We start from the raw sequence: 17,046 nt of genomic DNA on the forward strand, positions 1-17,046 counted from the left end.
CGTCAGGCTCGACCGACCCTCCGTCCGCACACGCCGCTGCCCTCCCGCGCCAAAGCCCGGGATCCGACAGCCAGCCTGTCCGGAAAAACACCGCCTCCTGCTCTCGCAAAAGCGCGGGACGCGACACATAACCATTCCCCCGCACTTTGCAACCCCAAACCCAAGCCAAAAATAAAAGAAAACCCACCCAGAGGGTTCGGCTCGGCGGAGCCAGCGGAGCCGGATCATCGGGGATGATAGTCTGGTGGCTGGCGGTACATAGAAACATAATGGCTCCTTGTCCGCGAGCCAAGGGGACGGGCGGCTGAAGGTTTCATCGCAACGCCTCGGGCGTGGATATGAACCCGCTCACTAACGGTGTCTTTACCCCTCTTGGTCAGAGTCCCCGCACCGCATCCGCGGTCACCTGTTTCCAGCTCCAACAGATTTGTCAGTTCTCATGCGTAAGCCCTTTAAGCCCAACGACTTCGTTCCAGCTGCAGCCCAGGGGGAGGGCCGGATCCCGGCGCTTCCGGCAGAGGCTCACAAGCGGAGCGATTCGGTGCAGCCGAGCAGCGATCGGTTCGTCTGGGAGGCTCCTTGGTCCTCTGCAGGGGAAACGGAACCAGGTTGGTGGAAGGCTTTCGCGCTCGATAAGGATGTGAGGGCCACCCGAACTCCCGACCGCTTCATCAAGAGGCAGCCGGAGACCAACATCGTTCCCCTTCCAGCCAGCGAGGCGATGGATGCGGTCCGTCTCGCCCGTGCTGCGGACAGGTCCTGCGAAGAAGCGATCCGCAGACGCCTGGAGCGGCTTCGGGCAGCGATGGAAACCAAGTCGACGATTTTCTCACCGGCCACGCCCAAGGGGGAGAGCCTGCCCAATGCGGAGCCGATTTCGGCCGCACCCGAGGAGCGCGGCGTGGAAGAGACTGCTTCGTTCCCTGATGCTCAGGAGGGGGTGAATGGCGGAGCCCTGCCAGCTGCCGAGTTTCATGCCCTGTCCGGGAATCAGGACGACATCCCGGATGCTTTTGACAGCGGACGGATCGAACCGGCGACGGATCGCCTCGACGGCGACGGGGCTGCTCCTGAGCAGCTGGTCGAGGTGCTGCTGCCTGTTCCGGTGATAACCGCACAATCTGCCTTTTCCGCGTTTGCGTTCCAGTCCGGTCTCTACCGCGTCGCAGTTTCCCTGGGTTCCGATTTTGCGACCGATATGCCGACGGAGGACGCATTTCGGGATGATGGCCTTGCTGTCGAGGCGGAGGGCGACCTCTCCCCGTCCTTGGAGATCGCGCAGGATGAATCCGGGTGGAACGAGCCCGAAGGAGAAAAGCCAGCTCCCGAGGTGCACGAGGTCGCGACAGAGCAGCCGACCGGGGACTTCGAGGTCGGCTATCTGGCCCTGTACGGAGAGGAGATCGCACCTGCTCCAGCATCCGAGAAGGTTGCAGGAGAGACGACTGAGGCAACCTTGATGCTGTCCGATGTCGAACCCGTTGCTCCCGAGGCTTCCCTCTCTCCGGAACCGGCGCCGACAGGGCAGGTCATCACCTTCCCTGCGCCCGGGCGGATGAGGAGCGCAGGTTACGAGCTTCCCGACATCGAACTCCTGGCCGAGCCGCCAGAGACCGAAGGCGACGTTCTCACCGAGGATATCCTCGAGGAGCGGGCGGGCAGGGTCGAGAAGGTCATCCGGGACTTCGGCGTCAAGGGCGAGGTCATTCATGTCCATCCGGGCCCGGTCGTCACTCTCTACGAGCTCGAACCTGCCCCGGGAGTCAAATCCTCACGCGTCATTGCGCTCTCCGAGGATATTGCCCGCTCCATGAGCGCGGTCTCGGCCCGCGTGGCCGTGATCCCTGGTCGCAACGCCATCGGCATCGAACTGCCGAACGATACGCGGGAAACCGTGTATCTTCGCGAGATGCTCGAGGCCGACGATTTCAAGGCATCGACACAGAAGCTCCCGATCTGCCTGGGCAAAACCATCGGGGGCGAGCCCGTGATCGCGGACCTCGCCCGCATGCCGCACTTGCTTGTCGCGGGCACCACCGGCTCGGGCAAGTCGGTGGCGATCAACACCATGATCCTGTCGCTGCTCTACCGGTTCACGCCCGAGCAGTGCCGCCTGATCATGGTGGACCCGAAGATGCTGGAGCTCTCCGTCTATGACGGCATTCCCCACCTGCTCACGCCGGTCGTCACCGACCCCAAGAAGGCGATCATCGCCTTGCGCTGGGCGGTGCGCGAGATGGAGGATCGCTACAAGAAGATGGCTCGGCTGGGCGTGCGCAACATCGACGGCTTCAATGCCCGCGTGAGCGAGGCCAAAGCGAAAGGGGAGGTGATCACGCGAACCGTCGAGACCGGCTTCGACAAGGAAACCGGGAAAGCGGTTTATGAGGAGGTCACGATCGATCTCACGCCTCTGCCTTACATCGTGGTGATCGTGGACGAGATGGCCGACCTGATGATGGTGGCCGGCAAGGAGATCGAGGGCGCGATCCAGCGCCTGGCCCAGATGGCGCGCGCGGCCGGCATCCACGTGATCCTGGCGACGCAGCGCCCGTCGGTCGACGTGATCACCGGCACCATCAAGGCGAACTTCCCGACCCGCATCTCGTTCCAGGTGACCTNAAAGGTCGTGACCCATCTGAAGCGCCAGGGAGAGCCTGTTTATCTAGACGCGGTCACGGCCGACGATGAGGATCCGGAAGACCTGGACGCATCGGAGCTTCCGGTCGATGACGACGACGTCGGGTTGGCGACGTCGGATATCTACGAGCAGGCCGTCGGCATCGTCCTCCGGCATAAGAAGGCCTCGACGAGCTACATCCAGCGCCGCCTGCAGATCGGCTACAACCGCGCCGCCTCGCTCATGGAGCGCATGGAGCAGGAGGGGATCGTCGGACCCGCGAACCACGCCGGAAAACGCGAGATCCTGCGCGGAATGGGCGAGGACTAGAAGACGGTCAGGAGGGGTCCTGTCTGCGGGCCCCTCCTGATTTCGCACCGGGAACCTCGCGGAAGAAGGGTTGCAACAGGTCCCTCCACCCGAGCTTCCGGTGGAGCTGACCTCCGGTCACAGCAACCTCTTGGCCAAGGAAGACCGGCGGATTCGAGATGCTGCACAAGGCTTCCGTGCTCGGCGGGACCGACAGCGGGCCAGTGTCGGGCTCAGCTTTTGCTTGCTTTACCCGGGCAGGGCCGCAACGCTCATGTCCCCCTGCTCGGACAGACGAGGACCGAATTGCGAGGTGCTGACGGTGGCGCGGCCCGTGATCAGTTCCGCGCAGCGGCTCCCGAGCATCATGGCAGGAGCATTCGTGTTGCCCGCATTGATGTTGGGCATGGCGGAGAGATCGCAAACCCGAAGGTTTTCAATGCCTCGAACGCGCAATCTCGAATCGAGAACCGCCATCGGATCGCTGGCTGTGCCCATCCGGCATGTGCCGCTCGGGTGATAGTTGGTTTTGACGAACCGCCGGCAATGCTTCATCAGCGCTCCGTCGCTGAGATCGCTCGGATCCGGAATGGCGACGCGCTCGATCCGCTCAGCGAGGGGGGTCGTTCGAAAAGCCCTCAGGAAATAGCGCTGCCCCTCGATCATCGTGCGCGCATCGGCAGGATCCTGCAGGAGGTTGGGTGAAACCAGGGGCATGTCGTCGGGATCGGCGGACCGAAGACGGACGAAGCCGCGGGATTTCGGCTTCACCACGACGGTGGTGATCGTCAGCCCATAGGTATCCGGAACAAGGTTGAGCGTATCCCGGTCGAGATAGACGATCGGTACGCAGAAGGCCTGGATCGTGGGTTCCGCATCCGGATCGGCCGGGTTGACGAAGGCTCCGGCCTCGACGCCGGCTGAGAGAATCGGACCGCTGCCGAACAGCCTGAAATGGATGCCGTTGAGCAGCATCCGCCAGCCGACCCCCTGTTTGTAATAGCCATAGGGTCCATTCGCCATCGCGATCATCGGAACCTCCGGATGGTCGATCAAATTCTCTCCGATTCCGGGAAGATCCGCGATGCAGGTGATCCCGTGCTCCTTCAGCTGATCGGCCGGGCCGATCCCGGACAGCATGAGCAACTGGGGAGTCACGAGCGCGCCGGCCGCCATGATGATCTCGCCATCCGCATAGACCTGATGGTCGATGCCTTTGGCGTCGCGATAGGTGACGCCGATGGCGCGGCCGTTCTCGATCTCGATCCTGCGCACCCGCGATTGCAGGCGGATGACCAGATTCGGATTGTCGGCGAGGGGCGCAAGGAACGCATAGGCGGCGCTGCTGCGTTTGCCGCGCCGGTTCATGAACTGATAGAAGCCGACGCCACGCTGCTTCGGCCCGTTGAAATCGGGGTTGAACGGCTCGCCCAAGGCCTGCACGGCCTGGACGAACCAGCGGGACATGTCGTTGATGTGCCCGGGATCCGAAACGAGAAGCGGGCCATCCGCGCCATGCAACTCGTTATAGAACCTGTTATTGCCTTCCATGGTGCGGAAATGGGGCAGGACGTCGGCCCAGCTCCAGCCTGGGTAATCGTTCTCGCCACGCAGAAGCTCATGCCATTCGTCGTAGTCGGACGGCCTGCCGCGCATGTAGACCTGGGCATTCACCGAAGAGCCGCCGCCGAGAACATTGGCCTGCGGAATGTCATGCACGCGGCCATCGAGATGCTCCTGCGGCACCGTGTGGTGATACCGCATGTACTTGCTGCCGTTGATCATCTTGAAGATGCCGGGCGGCATGTCCAGAAGCGGGTGACGATGGGAGTAACCGCCTTCCAGCAACAGCACGCGCGCACCTTCGTTGACGAGCCTTGCGGCGGCCACCGAGCCTGAAGAGCCACCGCCGACGACGATGTGGTCGAAACGCTCTTTCATCCCTGAACTCTCCCTGCCAATCTCCTGCGCGTGGATGACGCCGGCGGCTTTCAGCCCTGAACGCATCTCTGCCGCTGGGTTCCCAATCCCTCGATTCCGAGTTCCACCACATCGCCGGGCGTGAGATAGACGGGGGGCTTCTGCCCTAATCCGACGCCGGGCGGCGTACCGGTCGAGATGATGTCCCCCGGATGCAGGCTCATGAACTGCGACAGGTATGAGACGAGGAACGCCACACCGTAGACCATGGTCTTCGTCGAGCCGTTCTGGAACGTCTTGCCGTTCACCGTGAGCCACATGGCCAGATTCTGCGGATCCTGAATTTCGTCGCGCGTCACGAGCCAGGGCCCAATGGGCCCGAACGTGTCTGCGCTCTTGCCCTTCGTCCATTGCCCGGAGCGCTCGGCCTGGAAGGCGCGCTCCGAAACATCGTTGATGAGACAATAACCGGCGACATGATCGAGAGCCTCGGTCTCGCCGACATATTTCGCGTGCTTGCCGATCACGACGCCCAGTTCCACCTCCCAGTCCGTCTTCTGGGAGTTGCGCGGGATCTCGATATCGTCGTTCGGACCGGAGATGGCCGATGTGGCCTTCATGAAAATGATGGGTTCAGGCGGAACAGTCGCGCCTGTTTCGGCCGCATGGTCTGAATAGTTGAGGCCGATGCAGATGAACTTGCCCGTGCCTGCGACGCAAGGGCCGATGCGGACAGCCTCGTCCACGAGAGGCAGAGTGTTCGGGTCGACCTGTCTCAGAGCCGCCATGCCGTCCGGCGTGATCACCTGACCGGCGATATCGGGCACGATGCCGTCGAGGGAGCGAATGCGTCCCTGAGCGTCGAGGAGACCGGGTTTTTCCTGGCCGCGTGGGCCGTAACGCAAGAGCTTCATGAATTCTATCCTGATCAGGCGGTCCAGCCGCCGTCGATGATGTGAAGTTGCCCGGTGGTGTAGGCCGAGGCGTCGCTGGCGAGATAGACCACGAGCGCTGCGATCTCCTCCGGCGTGCCGAGACGGCCCATGGGCTGGCGGGCGATGAAGGCGGCCCGCGCCTTCTCATAATCTCCCTGAGCCCGCATGCGATCATGGAGCGATGGCGTTTCGACGGTTCCCGGGCAAATCGCATTGCAGCGCACGCCCGTGGTGACGTAATCGGCCGCGACCGATCGGGTGAGCCCCGCAACGGCTGCTTTCGTGGCGCAATAGGCGGCGCGGTTGGCCACGCCTTTGACGGCCCCTGCCACCGAGCTCATGTTGATGATCGATCCGCGGCCCTGCTCCACCATGGCGGGCAGATAGGTGCGGATCATACGGAACATGGCCGTGACGTTGAGGTCCAAGGAAAAGGCCCAGGCGTCGTCGTCGCATTCGAGTAGGGCCCCCTGATGCACGGTTCCGGCGCAGTTGAACAGAATCTCGACCGGGCCGGTACGTTCACGGACCGTCGCGATGGAGGCGGGATCGCGCACGTCCAAGCGCAACGGCGTGATGGAGGAACGCTCGGTCTTCAAAGAGGCCAGCGCGTCCTCGTTGATATCTGTCGCGAAGACTGTCGCACCCGCATCGGCCAATGCCAGGGCAGAGGCGCGTCCGATGCCCTGAGCCGCCGCCGTCACGAGTGCTTTTCTTCCGGAAAGAAGACGATCTGAAAAAGGGTTCATTGTTACCATTCGCCGGTGATGTTGTATTCAGGCCTTGATGCGTTCGAGGCCCTGCCAATCGAAGACGATGCCGTGGCCAGGGCGGTCCGGCGCGAGGGCGAGGCCATCCTGGATCCTGAGTGGCTCGGCGATATACCGCTCGAGCCCGAAGCCGTGCGCCTCGAGATAGGAGCGGTTGGGGCACGCCGCGAGAAGATGCACGGTCACGTCATGCGCGCCATGACTCGTGACCGGGAGATTGAAGGCCTCCGCCAGATGGGCGATCTTCATGAAGGGCGTCACGCCGCCGCAATTGGTGACGTCCGGCTCCGGATAAGTCACGGCCCCGTCCGCGATATAGAGCTTGAACTCCCAGAGCGTGCGCAGGTTTTCGCCAGCGGCGATGGGCAATCCACCTTCGCGCACGATGCGGGCGTGGCCCGCCGGGTCGTCGGGGATGGTGGGCTCCTCAAGCCAGGTCAGGTCGAAGGGCTGAAGGGCACGTGCGGCTCGGATGGCCCCGTCGACGCTCCACTTCATGTTGGCGTCCGCCATGAGAGGGAAGCCCTCGCCGAGGTGCTCACGCATCGCCTTGACGCGCTCCACATCCTCGAACAGGTTGGCGCGTCCCACCTTCATCTTGATCGCTCGGAAGCCTTTGTCGAGATTGTCGTCCGTCTGGCGCAGGAGCTTGTCGAGGGGCAGGTCGAGGTCGATGCCTCCGGCATAGCAGGGCACGCGCGGATCATAGCCGCCGAGGGCCTTCCAGAGCGGGAGATTGGCGCGTTTCGCCTTCAGGTCCCATAAGGCCATATCGAAGGCCGAGATCGCGAGAACCGTCGGTCCACCCCGCCCTCCGTAATGGAGCGCCCACCAGGCCTTGTGCCAGAGGCGTTCGATTTCATCGGTCTCCTCGCCGTCCATGATCTCCGGGAGTTCGCGAGCCAGGATGGTGTCGATCGCCGCGCCGTTGCGGCCCACGGTAAAGGTGTATCCGACCCCTTCTGCGCCATCGGCGTCACGGATGCGCACGGTGTTGAGCTCGAAAGCCCGCATCTCGCCATGCATGGAATCGGTCAGGACCGTCGGAAGCGGAATGCGGTAAAAGCCGGGTTCGATTGAGGTAATCCGGGGCATGAGAATCTCGCTCGTTATCGTGCGTTCTTGAGTTTTAAACCGTTTGTTCCGCGCGGACGCTCAGGCGCGCCTGGATGGCGACCACGAGAAGCAGGAACAGGCCGCGGATGACCGACTGCCAATAGGCGGAGAGGCTGATCCAGCCGAGGCCGTTTTCGAAATTCAGGATGTTGAAGATCAAACCCAGCAGCAGCACGCCCGCGAGCGTTGAGCCAACCGACCCGACGCCGCCCGTGAGCAATGTGCCGCCGACCACGACCGCCGCAATGGCGAACAACTCCCAGCCGACGCCCTCGATGGGCTGCCCCGCGCCGAACTGAGCCGCGAGGATCACGCCGGCAAGCCCGGCAAGCCCACCGCTCGCCAGATAGACGAGCGCCTTGACCCGGTTCGCAGGCAACCCCATGAGCCGAGCCGCATCCTCGTTGCCCCCAATCGCCAGCACGGTGCGCCCGAACGATGTGAGATTCAGGACGAGTGAACCGAGAAGATAGGCGGCGATGGCGATCCAGGCCGGAATGGGAAAACCCAGGAAGTCACCCTGGCCCAGCTCCGTGAAACCTGATTCATAGGAAACGGACACCGATTGGTTGCCGGCCAGGAGCAGCGCGCATCCGCTCGCGGCCAGCATCGTGGCCAAGGTCGTGATGAACGGCAGAATGTTGAGGCGCGTGATGATGAAGGCGTTGCAGGCGCCGACGATCAGCCCCGCTCCCAGCCCCGCGAGAAGTCCCGGCACGGCCCCGTAAGGTGAAGCCAGCGCCGCCACGACGCTGCCGAGGGCCGCTGTCGACCCGACGGAGAGATCGATGCCTCCGGTGATGATCACGAAGCACATTCCCAGAGCAACCAGGGCAAACATGCTGTTGTAGCGTAGGACGGAGAGCACGTTGTACGTGCCGAGAAAGTTCTCGTAGCGCAGCCAGCCGAACACGATCAATGCAACGAGAGCGAGGAGCACGCCGAAGCGTCCGATGGTTTGAAGCGTCTTGAGGGTCGCGGAAGCCGTCATGATCGATCTCAACGCTGTCCCTGCCGCTGAAGCCAGACGGCCAGCACGATGATGGCCGCTTTGGCGACGAGTGCAGCCGCATCCGGCACGCCGTTGGCGAGAAGGGTGTATCGGACGAGCTGAATGATGAGAGCTCCCACGAGCGTCCCGACCACCGTCGCGCGCCCGCCTGTCAGGAGCGTTCCGCCCACGGCTACGGCGGCAATGGCATCGAGTTCCATGCCGAGGCCGACGAGGTTCGCGTCGGCGGCGGAGTTGCGGGCGATCACGATCAGACCGGCGATGCCCGAGAGAAGGCCGCTGATGAGATAGACCCGCTGTTTAACCGTTGCCACGGGAATGCCGGCGAGCCGCGCGGCACGTTCGTTGCCGCCGATGGCCAGGACCTGCCGGCCGAACACGGTTCGCTTCAGCATCCATGCGGCTACGGCGACGATGATGACCATGAGAACGGCCTGGAAAGGGATGCCGAAAACACGTCCGAGACCGATGAACTGGAATTCCGGCAGATTGAACACCTGCAGATTGCCGTTGGTGAAGACCTGGGCAATTCCACGTCCTGCAATGAACAGAACGAGCGTGGCAATGATCGGCTGAATGCGCAGGTGGGTGATGAGCCAGCCATTGCACCAGCCCAGAAAGCCGGTGACGAGAACCGGCAGCACGAAGGCGAGCGCGATGCCGATGGCCGGATGGGGCAGGGGAAAGAGCTTCCCCAGGAAGATCAATGGCGCAAGAGCACCGGCAATGGCCATGAGCGCACCGACGGACAGATCGATACCTCCGGTCGCGATCACGAGCGTCATGCCGACGCCGACGATCACGATGGCGCAGACCTGCGTCAGGTTCACGTTGAGCGTCTGCCAGGTGGCGAAGTTCGGCGTGATCGCGAGGTTGACGAGAATGAGAAGCGCCAGGGCGATCCACGCGCCATAGCGAGTCAGGAAGGCTTTGACGTCGAAGCGGGACGCTTCCCGCGCCGGTGCCGGCGGCAATGTCGTTGCGGTCTCAGCCATGAACAGCCTCCCGCGTCTCCTCATGCCCGTGTGCCATAGCGGCCATCACCGTCTGCTCGTTTACGGCGTCACCTTCGAGTTCCGCCACGGTGCGCCCGTCGCGTAGGACGAAGATCCGGCTTGCGGCCTCCACGACTTCCTCCAGCTCGGACGAGATCATCAGGACACCGAGCCCTTGGCCGGCCAGCTCCCGGACCAGGTTGAGGATCTCTGCCTTCGCGCCGACATCGATGCCGCGCGTGGGTTCGTCGAGGATGAGAAGCCTGGGGTTCATGCACAGCCAGCGGGCGAGAAGAACCTTCTGCTGGTTGCCCCCCGAAAGCTCACGGATGCGCTGCTCCGGCCCCGAGCACCGGATGCCCAGGCGTCTGATGAACTGGTCAACGATCTCACGGCTGCGGGTTTCATCCACGATGCCGCGCTTCGCCAGTTGCGGCATAAGGGCGAGCATCATGTTTTCGCGCACCGACATGTCCGGGATGATGCCTTCCAGCTTGCGATCCTCGGAGCAGAACCCCATGCCGGCCCGAATGGCATCCGCAGGTTGGGAGATCGCGCCTGCGGCGCCGGAAAGCCGGATCGTTCCCGCATCGGGGCGGTCGGCGCCGAACACCGCCCGGACGGATTCCGTCCGTCCGGCCCCGAGCAGGCCCGCGAGCCCGACGATTTCGCCCGCGTGGACTTCGAAACTCACGTCGCGCACCTTGCGTCCCACGGCAAGGTTGCGAACCTTCAGGACAGGCTCACCAGCTTCCGCGTCATCGTCGGCCTTATGTCCTTCCTGCAGCACCTGGGTGAGTTCGCGCCCGAGCATGGTGGTCACCAGGTCGAGCCGGGACAGCTCCGCCATGGCGGCAACCTGGACCGTGCGTCCGTCGCGCATGATGGTGACCCGGTCGCAGACCGCGTAGAGCTCGTCGAGCTTGTGGCTGACGAAGATCACCGATACGCCGGCGGACTTCAGCTGGCGGATCACGCCGAAGAGCACGTCCACTTCGCGCTCGTCGAGGGAGGACGTCGGCTCGTCCATGATGACGAGCTTGGCGTCGAACCCGATCGCCCGCGCAATCGCCACCATCTGCTGCACGGCCGTCGGGTACGCCATGAGGGGGCGGTGGACATCGATATCGATATCGAAGCGGGCCAGAAGGGCGCGGGCTTCCGCGTGCATGGAGCGCCAGTCCAGCAGACCGAAGCGGCGCTTCTCCCGGCCCAGACAGATGTTCTCTGTGACCGACCGGTAGGGCACCAGGTTAATTTCCTGGTAGATCGTGCTGATGCCCGCGGCTTGAGCCTCCTGGGGAGACGTGAAGGCCACCGGCCTCCCGTCGAAGACGATCTCGCCGGAATCCTTCGCGTAGTACCCGGTCAGGATCTTGATAAGAGTCGACTTGCCCGCGCCGTTCTGGCCGATGAGAGCATGCACCTCACCCTTTTCCACAGTGAGTTCGGCAGCCCGCAAAGCCGGTATTCCGGCAAAGCGCTTGTTGATCCCGTGCATAGAAAGAAGCGGCGCCATGAACTCCCTGACCCATCGTGTCGCTGAGGAGAAACAGGCGCTGCCCGCCTGAAGCGGGCAGCGCCGCAGCAATCAATAGGCGTCGGCGATGAGCTGCGCGGCGTTCGACTTGTCGAAGAAGCGGTCGGTGTTCACCACCCAAGGCTCGATCTGCTCGCCCTTCGCATAACGGTCGAGGGTTTCGAAAGCCTTCGGGCCGAACTTCGGATTGCACTCAACGGTCGCGAGCATCTTGCCGTCGATGATGGCTTGGAGCGCATCGCGCGTTCCGTCGACGGAGACGACGATCACATCCTTGCCGGGCTTCTTGCCGGCCGCCTCGAGAGCCGCGATCGCGCCGATCGCCATCTCGTCGTTGTGAGCATAGATCGCCGTTGCATCGGGATGTGCCTGCAGCAGGGTCTCGGCGACCTGGCGGCCCTTGTCGCGGGCGAAATCGCCGGATTGCGAGGCGACGATCTGCATGCCCGGATGAGCCTTGATGTAATCCACGAAGCCCTTGCGCCGGTCGTTCGCAGGCGATGATCCGGTGGTCCCTTCGAGCTGGATGATCTTGGCCTTGCCGTCCATCGCCTTGGTCAGAGCCTCGGCTGCGCGCTTTCCCTCGTCGACGAAGTCGGAGCCGATGAAGGTCACGTAATCGCGCCCGGCCTTGGCGAGGCTCTGGTCGACGTTGCGGTCGAGCAGGATCACCGGAATGCCGGCCTTCTTGGCGGCCATCACGGCAGGAATCAGCGGCTTCTCCTCGCGCGGCGCGAGGAAGATCAGATCGACGCCCTGAGCGATCATCGAATTGACGTCTGCCACCTGCTTGGCAGCCGAACCGGCTGCGTCCGTATAGACGAGCTGGTGGCCCCGCTTGGCGGCTTCAGCCTTCATGCTTTCGGTTTGGGCGATACGCCACGGGTTGTTGGATTCCGTCTGCGCGAAGCCGACCTTGTACTGATCCTTCTTCTTCAGTTTCGGCAGTTCCTGTGCCGATACGCCGCCGAGCCCCAGCCCGATCGCAGCCACGCCCGTTGCGAGCGCAAGAAAAGTCCGTCTAAGCATCATGTTTCCTCTCCATGGGTTTCGCCCCGTTTTTCGGGGTTCTATGGGTCTATTGCCGCAGCCCTTCATGGCTGCGGATCGTCACCAGCGGACATAGGTTGTCTGCTTCCGCAGGTAACCGTCGAAACCGTACTTGCCGTCCTCCCCCCCGAGGCCGGAATGCTTCCACCCCGTGTGGAAGCCTTGGACGAGCTCGCCGCATGGGCGGTTCACATAGAGTTCGCCGAAGGACAGCTCCCGCGACAGGCGCATGACCCGACGCAGATCGTTCGTATAGACATAGGCCGACAGGCCGTAGCTCGAGTCGTTGGCGAAGGTCAGCGCCTGCTCGAAGCTATCGACCGTCATGACAGGCGCAACGGGTCCGAAGATCTCCCGCTGCATGACGTTCGCCTGGTTGCTGTCGACCCGGAGGACCGTCGGCTCGAACCAGTGTCCGCGGGCGAATTCACCATCCTTCAGGCGGCGACCGCCTGCGAGGACCTCGGCCCCGGATGCGATCGCCTGGGTGACGATCTCTTCGACCTTGTCGACTTCCGGGCGGTTCACCTTCGGCCCCAGATCCGGATTGGTCATCGGATCGGCGATCCGCATGGTCTTCACGCGGGAAACGAACTTGTCGAGGAACGGCTCGGCGATATCCCGATGCAGATACATTCGCTCATTGCAGGTGCAGATCTGCCCGCAATTCGTAAAACGCGAGACGATGGCGGCTTCCACCGCCGCATCCAGATCGGCGTCGTCGAGCACGATGAACGGTGCCTTGCCGCCGAGTTCGAGACGGACGACCTTCAGCTCGTGAGCGCCTGCCGCATAGATTTCCCGCCCGGCGCGGACGCTCCCGGTCATGGTGATCATGTCGCTCAGCGGCGATCGCACGAGCGCGTCGCCCACGCTGCGTCCGTCGCCGGTCACGACGTTGAGAACGCCTTTCGGGAGCCGGATCTCGTGGGCGAGCCGGGCGATCTCCAGGGCCGAGAGGGGGGTGGATTCATGCCCCTTGACGACGATGGTGTTGCCGGCGACGAGAGCCGGCCCGATCTTGCGCGCCGCGAGCGCCGCCGGATAGTTCCAGGCCGTCAGGCCCACCACGACGCCGAACGGAACGCGTCGGATCCAGACCTCTTCATTCTGGAAGTCGGAGGGAAGAATGTCGCCCTCGATGCGGCGGGCACTCTCGGCCGCGAAGGTCAGAAAGGTGACGACGGCGTCGATCTCGCCCTCGGCCTGATTGAGGGGCTTTCCCTGCTCCAAGACCACGGTACGGGCAAGACGGTCCTTCTCGCGCCTGATGGCCGCGGCAAGCTCGGACACATACCCGGCACGGACGATGGGCGGCAGCGCCGCCCAAGCCGGCTGGGCACGCTTCGCTGCTTCAAGGGCGGCAACCGCATCCTCCACCGAGCCGGCCGGGACCGTGGCGAAGACCACTTCGTTGGCGGGGTTCTCGACATCCGAACGGGCCGGATTGCGGCCATCCGTCCAGGTTCCGTCGATATACATCTGGTAGTGCGCCACGGATTGCGGGCGAGCGTCTGCAACCGATGAGGTCATCGCCGATCCTCGCTGGGTCCAGGACGAAACAGGTGTGGAACAGGGGGCGACAGCGTCGTGCCTGAGATGGGCGTCACTCGTCTTTCCTCCAAGCTGCTCTCATTGAGCATTGTCAAACCAAATGCCTTTTGAAGATCTATTTTGGTACGACCGAAATCAGAATGATGGTCTCCCCGAAGGCTGTCAAGTGTCGGATCGGACCTGTTGGGCAAGGCACAAGATTGCCCTGAAGCGCGACTGGACTGCGTGGAAATGCAGCCATCCTCATTCGGGTAGCTGGATTTTTGGTCAGACCATGTGCTAGGCAGAAGACAGCTCGAGGGAGCCCGATTTCCCGCCCCGGTGAGGGCACGCCGATGACACTGGAGCCAAGAGGGAACGCGATGGATCAGGACCCGGGGGTGTACCGCCGTGAAGCTGCCGTTGGCGGGCGACGCTCCGACGCCGTTGTTGCGGATCTGGTCCGGATGATCCAGTCCGGCAACCTCCAGGAGGGCGAGCGCCTTCCGGCCGAGCGCGACCTGATGCAGCGTTACGGGGTCAGCCGCGCTGCGGTGCGCGAAGCCATTCTCTCCCTCGCCAATCGCGGTCTTGTGGAGACGCGCCTTGGCCATCGCCCGATCGTGCGCAAGCCCGGCTACGAGATTGCCGTCGACAAGATCGTGGATCTCGTCAGCCATCTGGTGGTCGAGCGTGAAGGGGTCTGGAACCTCTTCGAAACGCGGATCTTCATCGAATCCGCGCTTGCCCGCTGGGCCTCGAACCGGGCGCGCCGCGATGACGTCGAGGAGCTTCGCGCGGCGCTCGAGGCCAACCGCCAAGCCATCGGAAGCTCGACTGCTTTCGACGAGACCGATGCCGCCTTCCACGCAGTGCTGTATCGCATCCCCGGAAACCCGATTTACCCGGCCATTCACAAGGCCTATGTGGAATGGTTGACCCAGCACTGGCGCTCCATGAAGCGAGGCGCGGATATCGACCAGATGAACTACGCGGGTCACAGGGCGATCTTCGATGCCATCGTCATGCGTGATCCGGACAACGCCGAGGAAGCCATGCGGCGCCATCTCGTCGCCGCGTGGGAATTCGTACGTTCGACTTTCCCAACCGAAGGCTAGCCTCATGGGAGGAAAGCTGCGGAGAGGGTACGGGCCCTCTCCGCGTCCCTAAAGCTCAGTCATAAAGGACGGCCGAAATCTTTGGATCGTTCATGGTTGATTTGTCGTAGTAGTAGAAGCCCGTGTCGATCACCTTGTCGAGTTTCTCGCCCTTGAGAGCCTTCACGGCGGCTTCAACCGTCTTGTAGCCGATGCCGACCGGGTTCTGGGTGATGGCGCCCGCCATCAAGCCCTCTTGAATGGCCTGCTTCTGCTGCTTCCCGGAATCATAGCCGATGATGACGATCTTGCGGTTCATCTCCCTGGCGCCGTTGACCACGCCGATGGCCGAGCCTTCGTTGGCGCCGAAGATGCCTTTGAGTTTCGGGTTGGCCTGCAGGATGGATTTCGTGATCTCCGTGGATTTCAGGTGATCGCCCGAGCCGTACTGAACGCTCACGATGTTGATCTTCGGATACTTCTCCTTGATCCTGTTGACGAACCCGTCGCGCCGGTCGATCCCGGTGCGGCTTGTCTGATCGTGGACGACGAGCGCGATGTCTCCCTCGCTGCCGATGAGCTCCGCCATCTTGTCGGCTGCGAGCGCAGCGGCCGCGATGTTGTTCGTCGCCGCCGTCGTCAGCGGGATGTCGCTGTCGACGCCGGAGTCGAAGGCGACCACCGGGATCTTTGCGGCCTGTGCCTTTCGGAGAAGGGGAATGGCCGCCTGGCTGTCGAGGGCCGCGAAGCCGATGGCCTGCGGGTTCTTGGCGAGAGCTGCCGACAGCATGTCGATCTGCTTGTCGACCATGGTCTCGCTGTCCGGTCCCTCGAAGGTGATCCGCACCTTGTAGTCTTTGGCCGCCTGTTCAGCGCCGGCCTTGACGGCCTGCCAGAACTGATGCTGGAACCCTTTCGAGATGAGGGGAATATAGGTTTCCTGAGCGGTTGCCGGAGCCGTGAGGCCCACGAGAGCTCCGATTCCGATGGCACTGATCAGCGTGCGCCTGTTCAACATGGTATCCTCCTGAACGTTATTGTTTCTTTGTTCCGGCATTCGACTGGGACGGGCGTGCCGGATGATCGTCGATTTGAGCGGGTCCGTTCTCCTTCAATGACACATGCGTGGGAAAGCTCATCCTTGGCCTTTGCGGCGAAGGATATCGGCATAAACCGCCAGGATGATGATGACGCCTGTCACGACCGTCTGCCATTCCTGGGCGACCGAGAGGATCCTCAGTCCGTTTGTGAGTACGCTGATGATCAACGCTCCGATAATCGTTCCGAGTATGGTACCGCGACCGCCGCTGAGCGACGTGCCGCCGATGACCACGGCCGCGATGGCATCGAGCTCATAGCCCTGTCCAAGCGCCGGCTGCGCGGAATTCAGGCGTGAAGCGATGATCAGGCCGGCAATGCCGCAGATCGCGCCGGCCACGGTGTAGACGATGATCTTCCAGAAATCCGTGTTCACGCCGGACAGGCGTACCGCTTCCTCGTTGGAGCCTAGAGCGAACGTATAGCGGCCCAGGGCGGTGCGGGTGAGAACGATGCTCGAGGCGATCGCAACCACGAAGAGGATGAGCACGCCGTTCGGTATCGGCAGAACCGGCAGAATGGCCCCGATCAGCGACTCTTGTGAGATCATGGAGAAGTTCGGCGTATCATTGAAGTAGATCGGCCGGGTCCCGGAGATCACGAGGGCGAGCCCTTTCAGCAGCATCATCATGCCGAGCGTCGCGATGAAGGGAGGAACCTTCATCTTGGCGATGATCGTTCCCGAGATGGAGCCGCAGACGGCGCCTGCCGCGATGGCCGCGACGATGCCGACGGGCATCGGAAGGCCCCAATAGGTCAGGACAACGCCGGCAATGACGGCGCAGAAGGTCATGAGCGTTCCAACCGAGAGATCGATCCCGCCCGTGATGATCACGAAGGTCGCCGCAACCGCGAGGACGCCGTTCACGGCTGTCGCCTGGAGGATGCCGATGATGTTGTCTCTCTGGAGAAAGTTCTCGGACGCGATGCTGAACACCGCCATGAGCGCGATCAGAGAAGCGAAGGCAAGAATCTTTTGCCACGTCCCCTGACTGAACACATGGGATTTGATGACGGCCGGGGTTTCCTGCTCTACGATGGTCGTCACGTT

Annotated in this window: 12 protein-coding genes and 2 pseudogenes; 3 read left to right on the top strand and 11 right to left on the bottom strand. The window is 63.0% G+C overall.

Annotated elements, in window-relative coordinates:
* Positions 1 to 1,408: 1,408 nt before the first annotated feature.
* Positions 1,409 to 2,621 (top strand): annotated as a pseudogene (locus E4K09_RS29965) (DNA translocase FtsK); the annotation flags it as partial.
* A gap of 1 nt (position 2,622) precedes the next feature.
* Positions 2,623 to 2,950 (top strand): annotated as a pseudogene (locus E4K09_RS29970) (DNA translocase FtsK); the annotation flags it as partial.
* A 228-nt stretch (positions 2,951 to 3,178) separates the two neighbouring features.
* Here the strand turns inward: E4K09_RS29970 and E4K09_RS01650 are convergent.
* The 9 genes from E4K09_RS01650 to aldA all read right to left on the bottom strand — a co-directional run bounded on the left by E4K09_RS01650 (position 3,179) and on the right by aldA (position 13,800).
* A complete protein-coding gene (locus tag E4K09_RS01650) occupies positions 3,179 to 4,870 on the bottom strand; it encodes a GMC family oxidoreductase (protein ID WP_134494621.1) in 1,692 nt (563 codons plus the stop codon).
* A 50-nt stretch (positions 4,871 to 4,920) separates the two neighbouring features.
* Positions 4,921 to 5,763: a fumarylacetoacetate hydrolase family protein gene (locus E4K09_RS01655; RefSeq protein WP_134494628.1), complete on the bottom strand. Its 843-nt coding sequence runs from the start codon at positions 5,761 to 5,763 to the stop codon at positions 4,921 to 4,923.
* A gap of 14 nt (positions 5,764 to 5,777) precedes the next feature.
* Positions 5,778 to 6,533, bottom strand: coding sequence for an SDR family oxidoreductase (locus E4K09_RS01660; protein WP_134494630.1), 756 nt, complete (start codon positions 6,531 to 6,533; stop codon positions 5,778 to 5,780).
* Between the two features lie 27 nt (positions 6,534 to 6,560).
* Positions 6,561 to 7,649 (bottom strand): mandelate racemase/muconate lactonizing enzyme family protein, encoded by a 1,089-nt coding sequence (locus E4K09_RS01665; protein WP_134494632.1) that lies wholly within the window; start codon positions 7,647 to 7,649, stop codon positions 6,561 to 6,563.
* 34 nt (positions 7,650 to 7,683) lie between these two features.
* Entirely contained in the window at positions 7,684 to 8,661 is a 978-nt protein-coding gene (locus E4K09_RS01670) for an ABC transporter permease (RefSeq protein WP_134494634.1), read from the bottom strand.
* A gap of 8 nt (positions 8,662 to 8,669) precedes the next feature.
* The gene (locus E4K09_RS01675) at positions 8,670 to 9,677 is read right to left on the bottom strand and encodes an ABC transporter permease (RefSeq protein ID WP_134494636.1); all 1,008 of its coding nucleotides are present in this window, start codon (positions 9,675 to 9,677) and stop codon (positions 8,670 to 8,672) included.
* The gene (locus E4K09_RS01680) at positions 9,670 to 11,196 is read right to left on the bottom strand and encodes a sugar ABC transporter ATP-binding protein (RefSeq protein ID WP_134494638.1); all 1,527 of its coding nucleotides are present in this window, start codon (positions 11,194 to 11,196) and stop codon (positions 9,670 to 9,672) included. The genes E4K09_RS01675 and E4K09_RS01680 overlap by 8 nt, the downstream gene beginning before the upstream one ends.
* A 72-nt stretch (positions 11,197 to 11,268) precedes the next feature.
* The gene (locus E4K09_RS01685; protein ID WP_134494640.1) at positions 11,269 to 12,249 is read right to left on the bottom strand and encodes an ABC transporter substrate-binding protein; all 981 of its coding nucleotides are present in this window, start codon (positions 12,247 to 12,249) and stop codon (positions 11,269 to 11,271) included.
* A gap of 78 nt (positions 12,250 to 12,327) precedes the next feature.
* On the bottom strand, positions 12,328 to 13,800 hold the full coding sequence (gene aldA, locus E4K09_RS01690) for an aldehyde dehydrogenase (protein ID WP_134494642.1): 1,473 nt from the start codon (positions 13,798 to 13,800) through the stop codon (positions 12,328 to 12,330).
* Between the two features lie 383 nt (positions 13,801 to 14,183).
* On the opposite strand from aldA, the gene E4K09_RS01695 reads away from it, so the two are divergent.
* Positions 14,184 to 14,918 carry an FCD domain-containing protein gene (locus tag E4K09_RS01695; protein ID WP_134494644.1) on the top strand — a complete coding sequence of 245 codons (735 nt, stop codon included), beginning with the start codon at positions 14,184 to 14,186 and terminating at the stop codon, positions 14,916 to 14,918.
* Positions 14,919 to 14,973: 55 nt separating this feature from the next.
* On the opposite strand, the gene E4K09_RS01700 is transcribed toward E4K09_RS01695, so the two are convergent.
* Together E4K09_RS01700 and E4K09_RS01705 are read right to left on the bottom strand one after the other, a co-directional pair.
* Entirely contained in the window at positions 14,974 to 15,915 is a 942-nt protein-coding gene (locus tag E4K09_RS01700; RefSeq protein WP_134494645.1) for an ABC transporter substrate-binding protein, read from the bottom strand.
* A gap of 117 nt (positions 15,916 to 16,032) precedes the next feature.
* A complete protein-coding gene (locus tag E4K09_RS01705; protein ID WP_244610328.1) occupies positions 16,033 to 17,034 on the bottom strand; it encodes an ABC transporter permease in 1,002 nt (333 codons plus the stop codon).
* Positions 17,035 to 17,046: the final 12 nt, after the last annotated feature.

Origin of the sequence: Microvirga pakistanensis, assembly GCF_004458765.1 — a bacterium.
GTDB lineage: Bacteria > Pseudomonadota > Alphaproteobacteria > Rhizobiales > Beijerinckiaceae > Microvirga > Microvirga pakistanensis.

Bases quoted from the DNA above. Each gene is read 5' to 3' on its own strand.
- E4K09_RS01675 (WP_134494636.1), bottom strand. From the start codon at position 9,677: ATGGCTGAGACCGCAACGACATTGCCGCCGGCACCGGCGCGGGAAGCG.
- E4K09_RS01700 (WP_134494645.1), bottom strand. From the start codon at position 15,915: ATGTTGAACAGGCGCACGCTGATCAGTGCCATCGGAATCGGAGCTCTC.
- E4K09_RS01650 (WP_134494621.1), bottom strand. From the start codon at position 4,870: ATGAAAGAGCGTTTCGACCACATCGTCGTCGGCGGTGGCTCTTCAGGC.
- E4K09_RS01665 (WP_134494632.1), bottom strand. From the start codon at position 7,649: ATGCCCCGGATTACCTCAATCGAACCCGGCTTTTACCGCATTCCGCTT.
- E4K09_RS01660 (WP_134494630.1), bottom strand. From the start codon at position 6,533: ATGAACCCTTTTTCAGATCGTCTTCTTTCCGGAAGAAAAGCACTCGTG.
- E4K09_RS01695 (WP_134494644.1), top strand. From the start codon at position 14,184: ATGGATCAGGACCCGGGGGTGTACCGCCGTGAAGCTGCCGTTGGCGGG.
- E4K09_RS01680 (WP_134494638.1), bottom strand. From the start codon at position 11,196: ATGGCGCCGCTTCTTTCTATGCACGGGATCAACAAGCGCTTTGCCGGA.
- E4K09_RS01670 (WP_134494634.1), bottom strand. From the start codon at position 8,661: ATGACGGCTTCCGCGACCCTCAAGACGCTTCAAACCATCGGACGCTTC.
- aldA (WP_134494642.1), bottom strand. From the start codon at position 13,800: ATGACCTCATCGGTTGCAGACGCTCGCCCGCAATCCGTGGCGCACTAC.
- E4K09_RS01655 (WP_134494628.1), bottom strand. From the start codon at position 5,763: ATGAAGCTCTTGCGTTACGGCCCACGCGGCCAGGAAAAACCCGGTCTC.
- E4K09_RS01685 (WP_134494640.1), bottom strand. From the start codon at position 12,249: ATGATGCTTAGACGGACTTTTCTTGCGCTCGCAACGGGCGTGGCTGCG.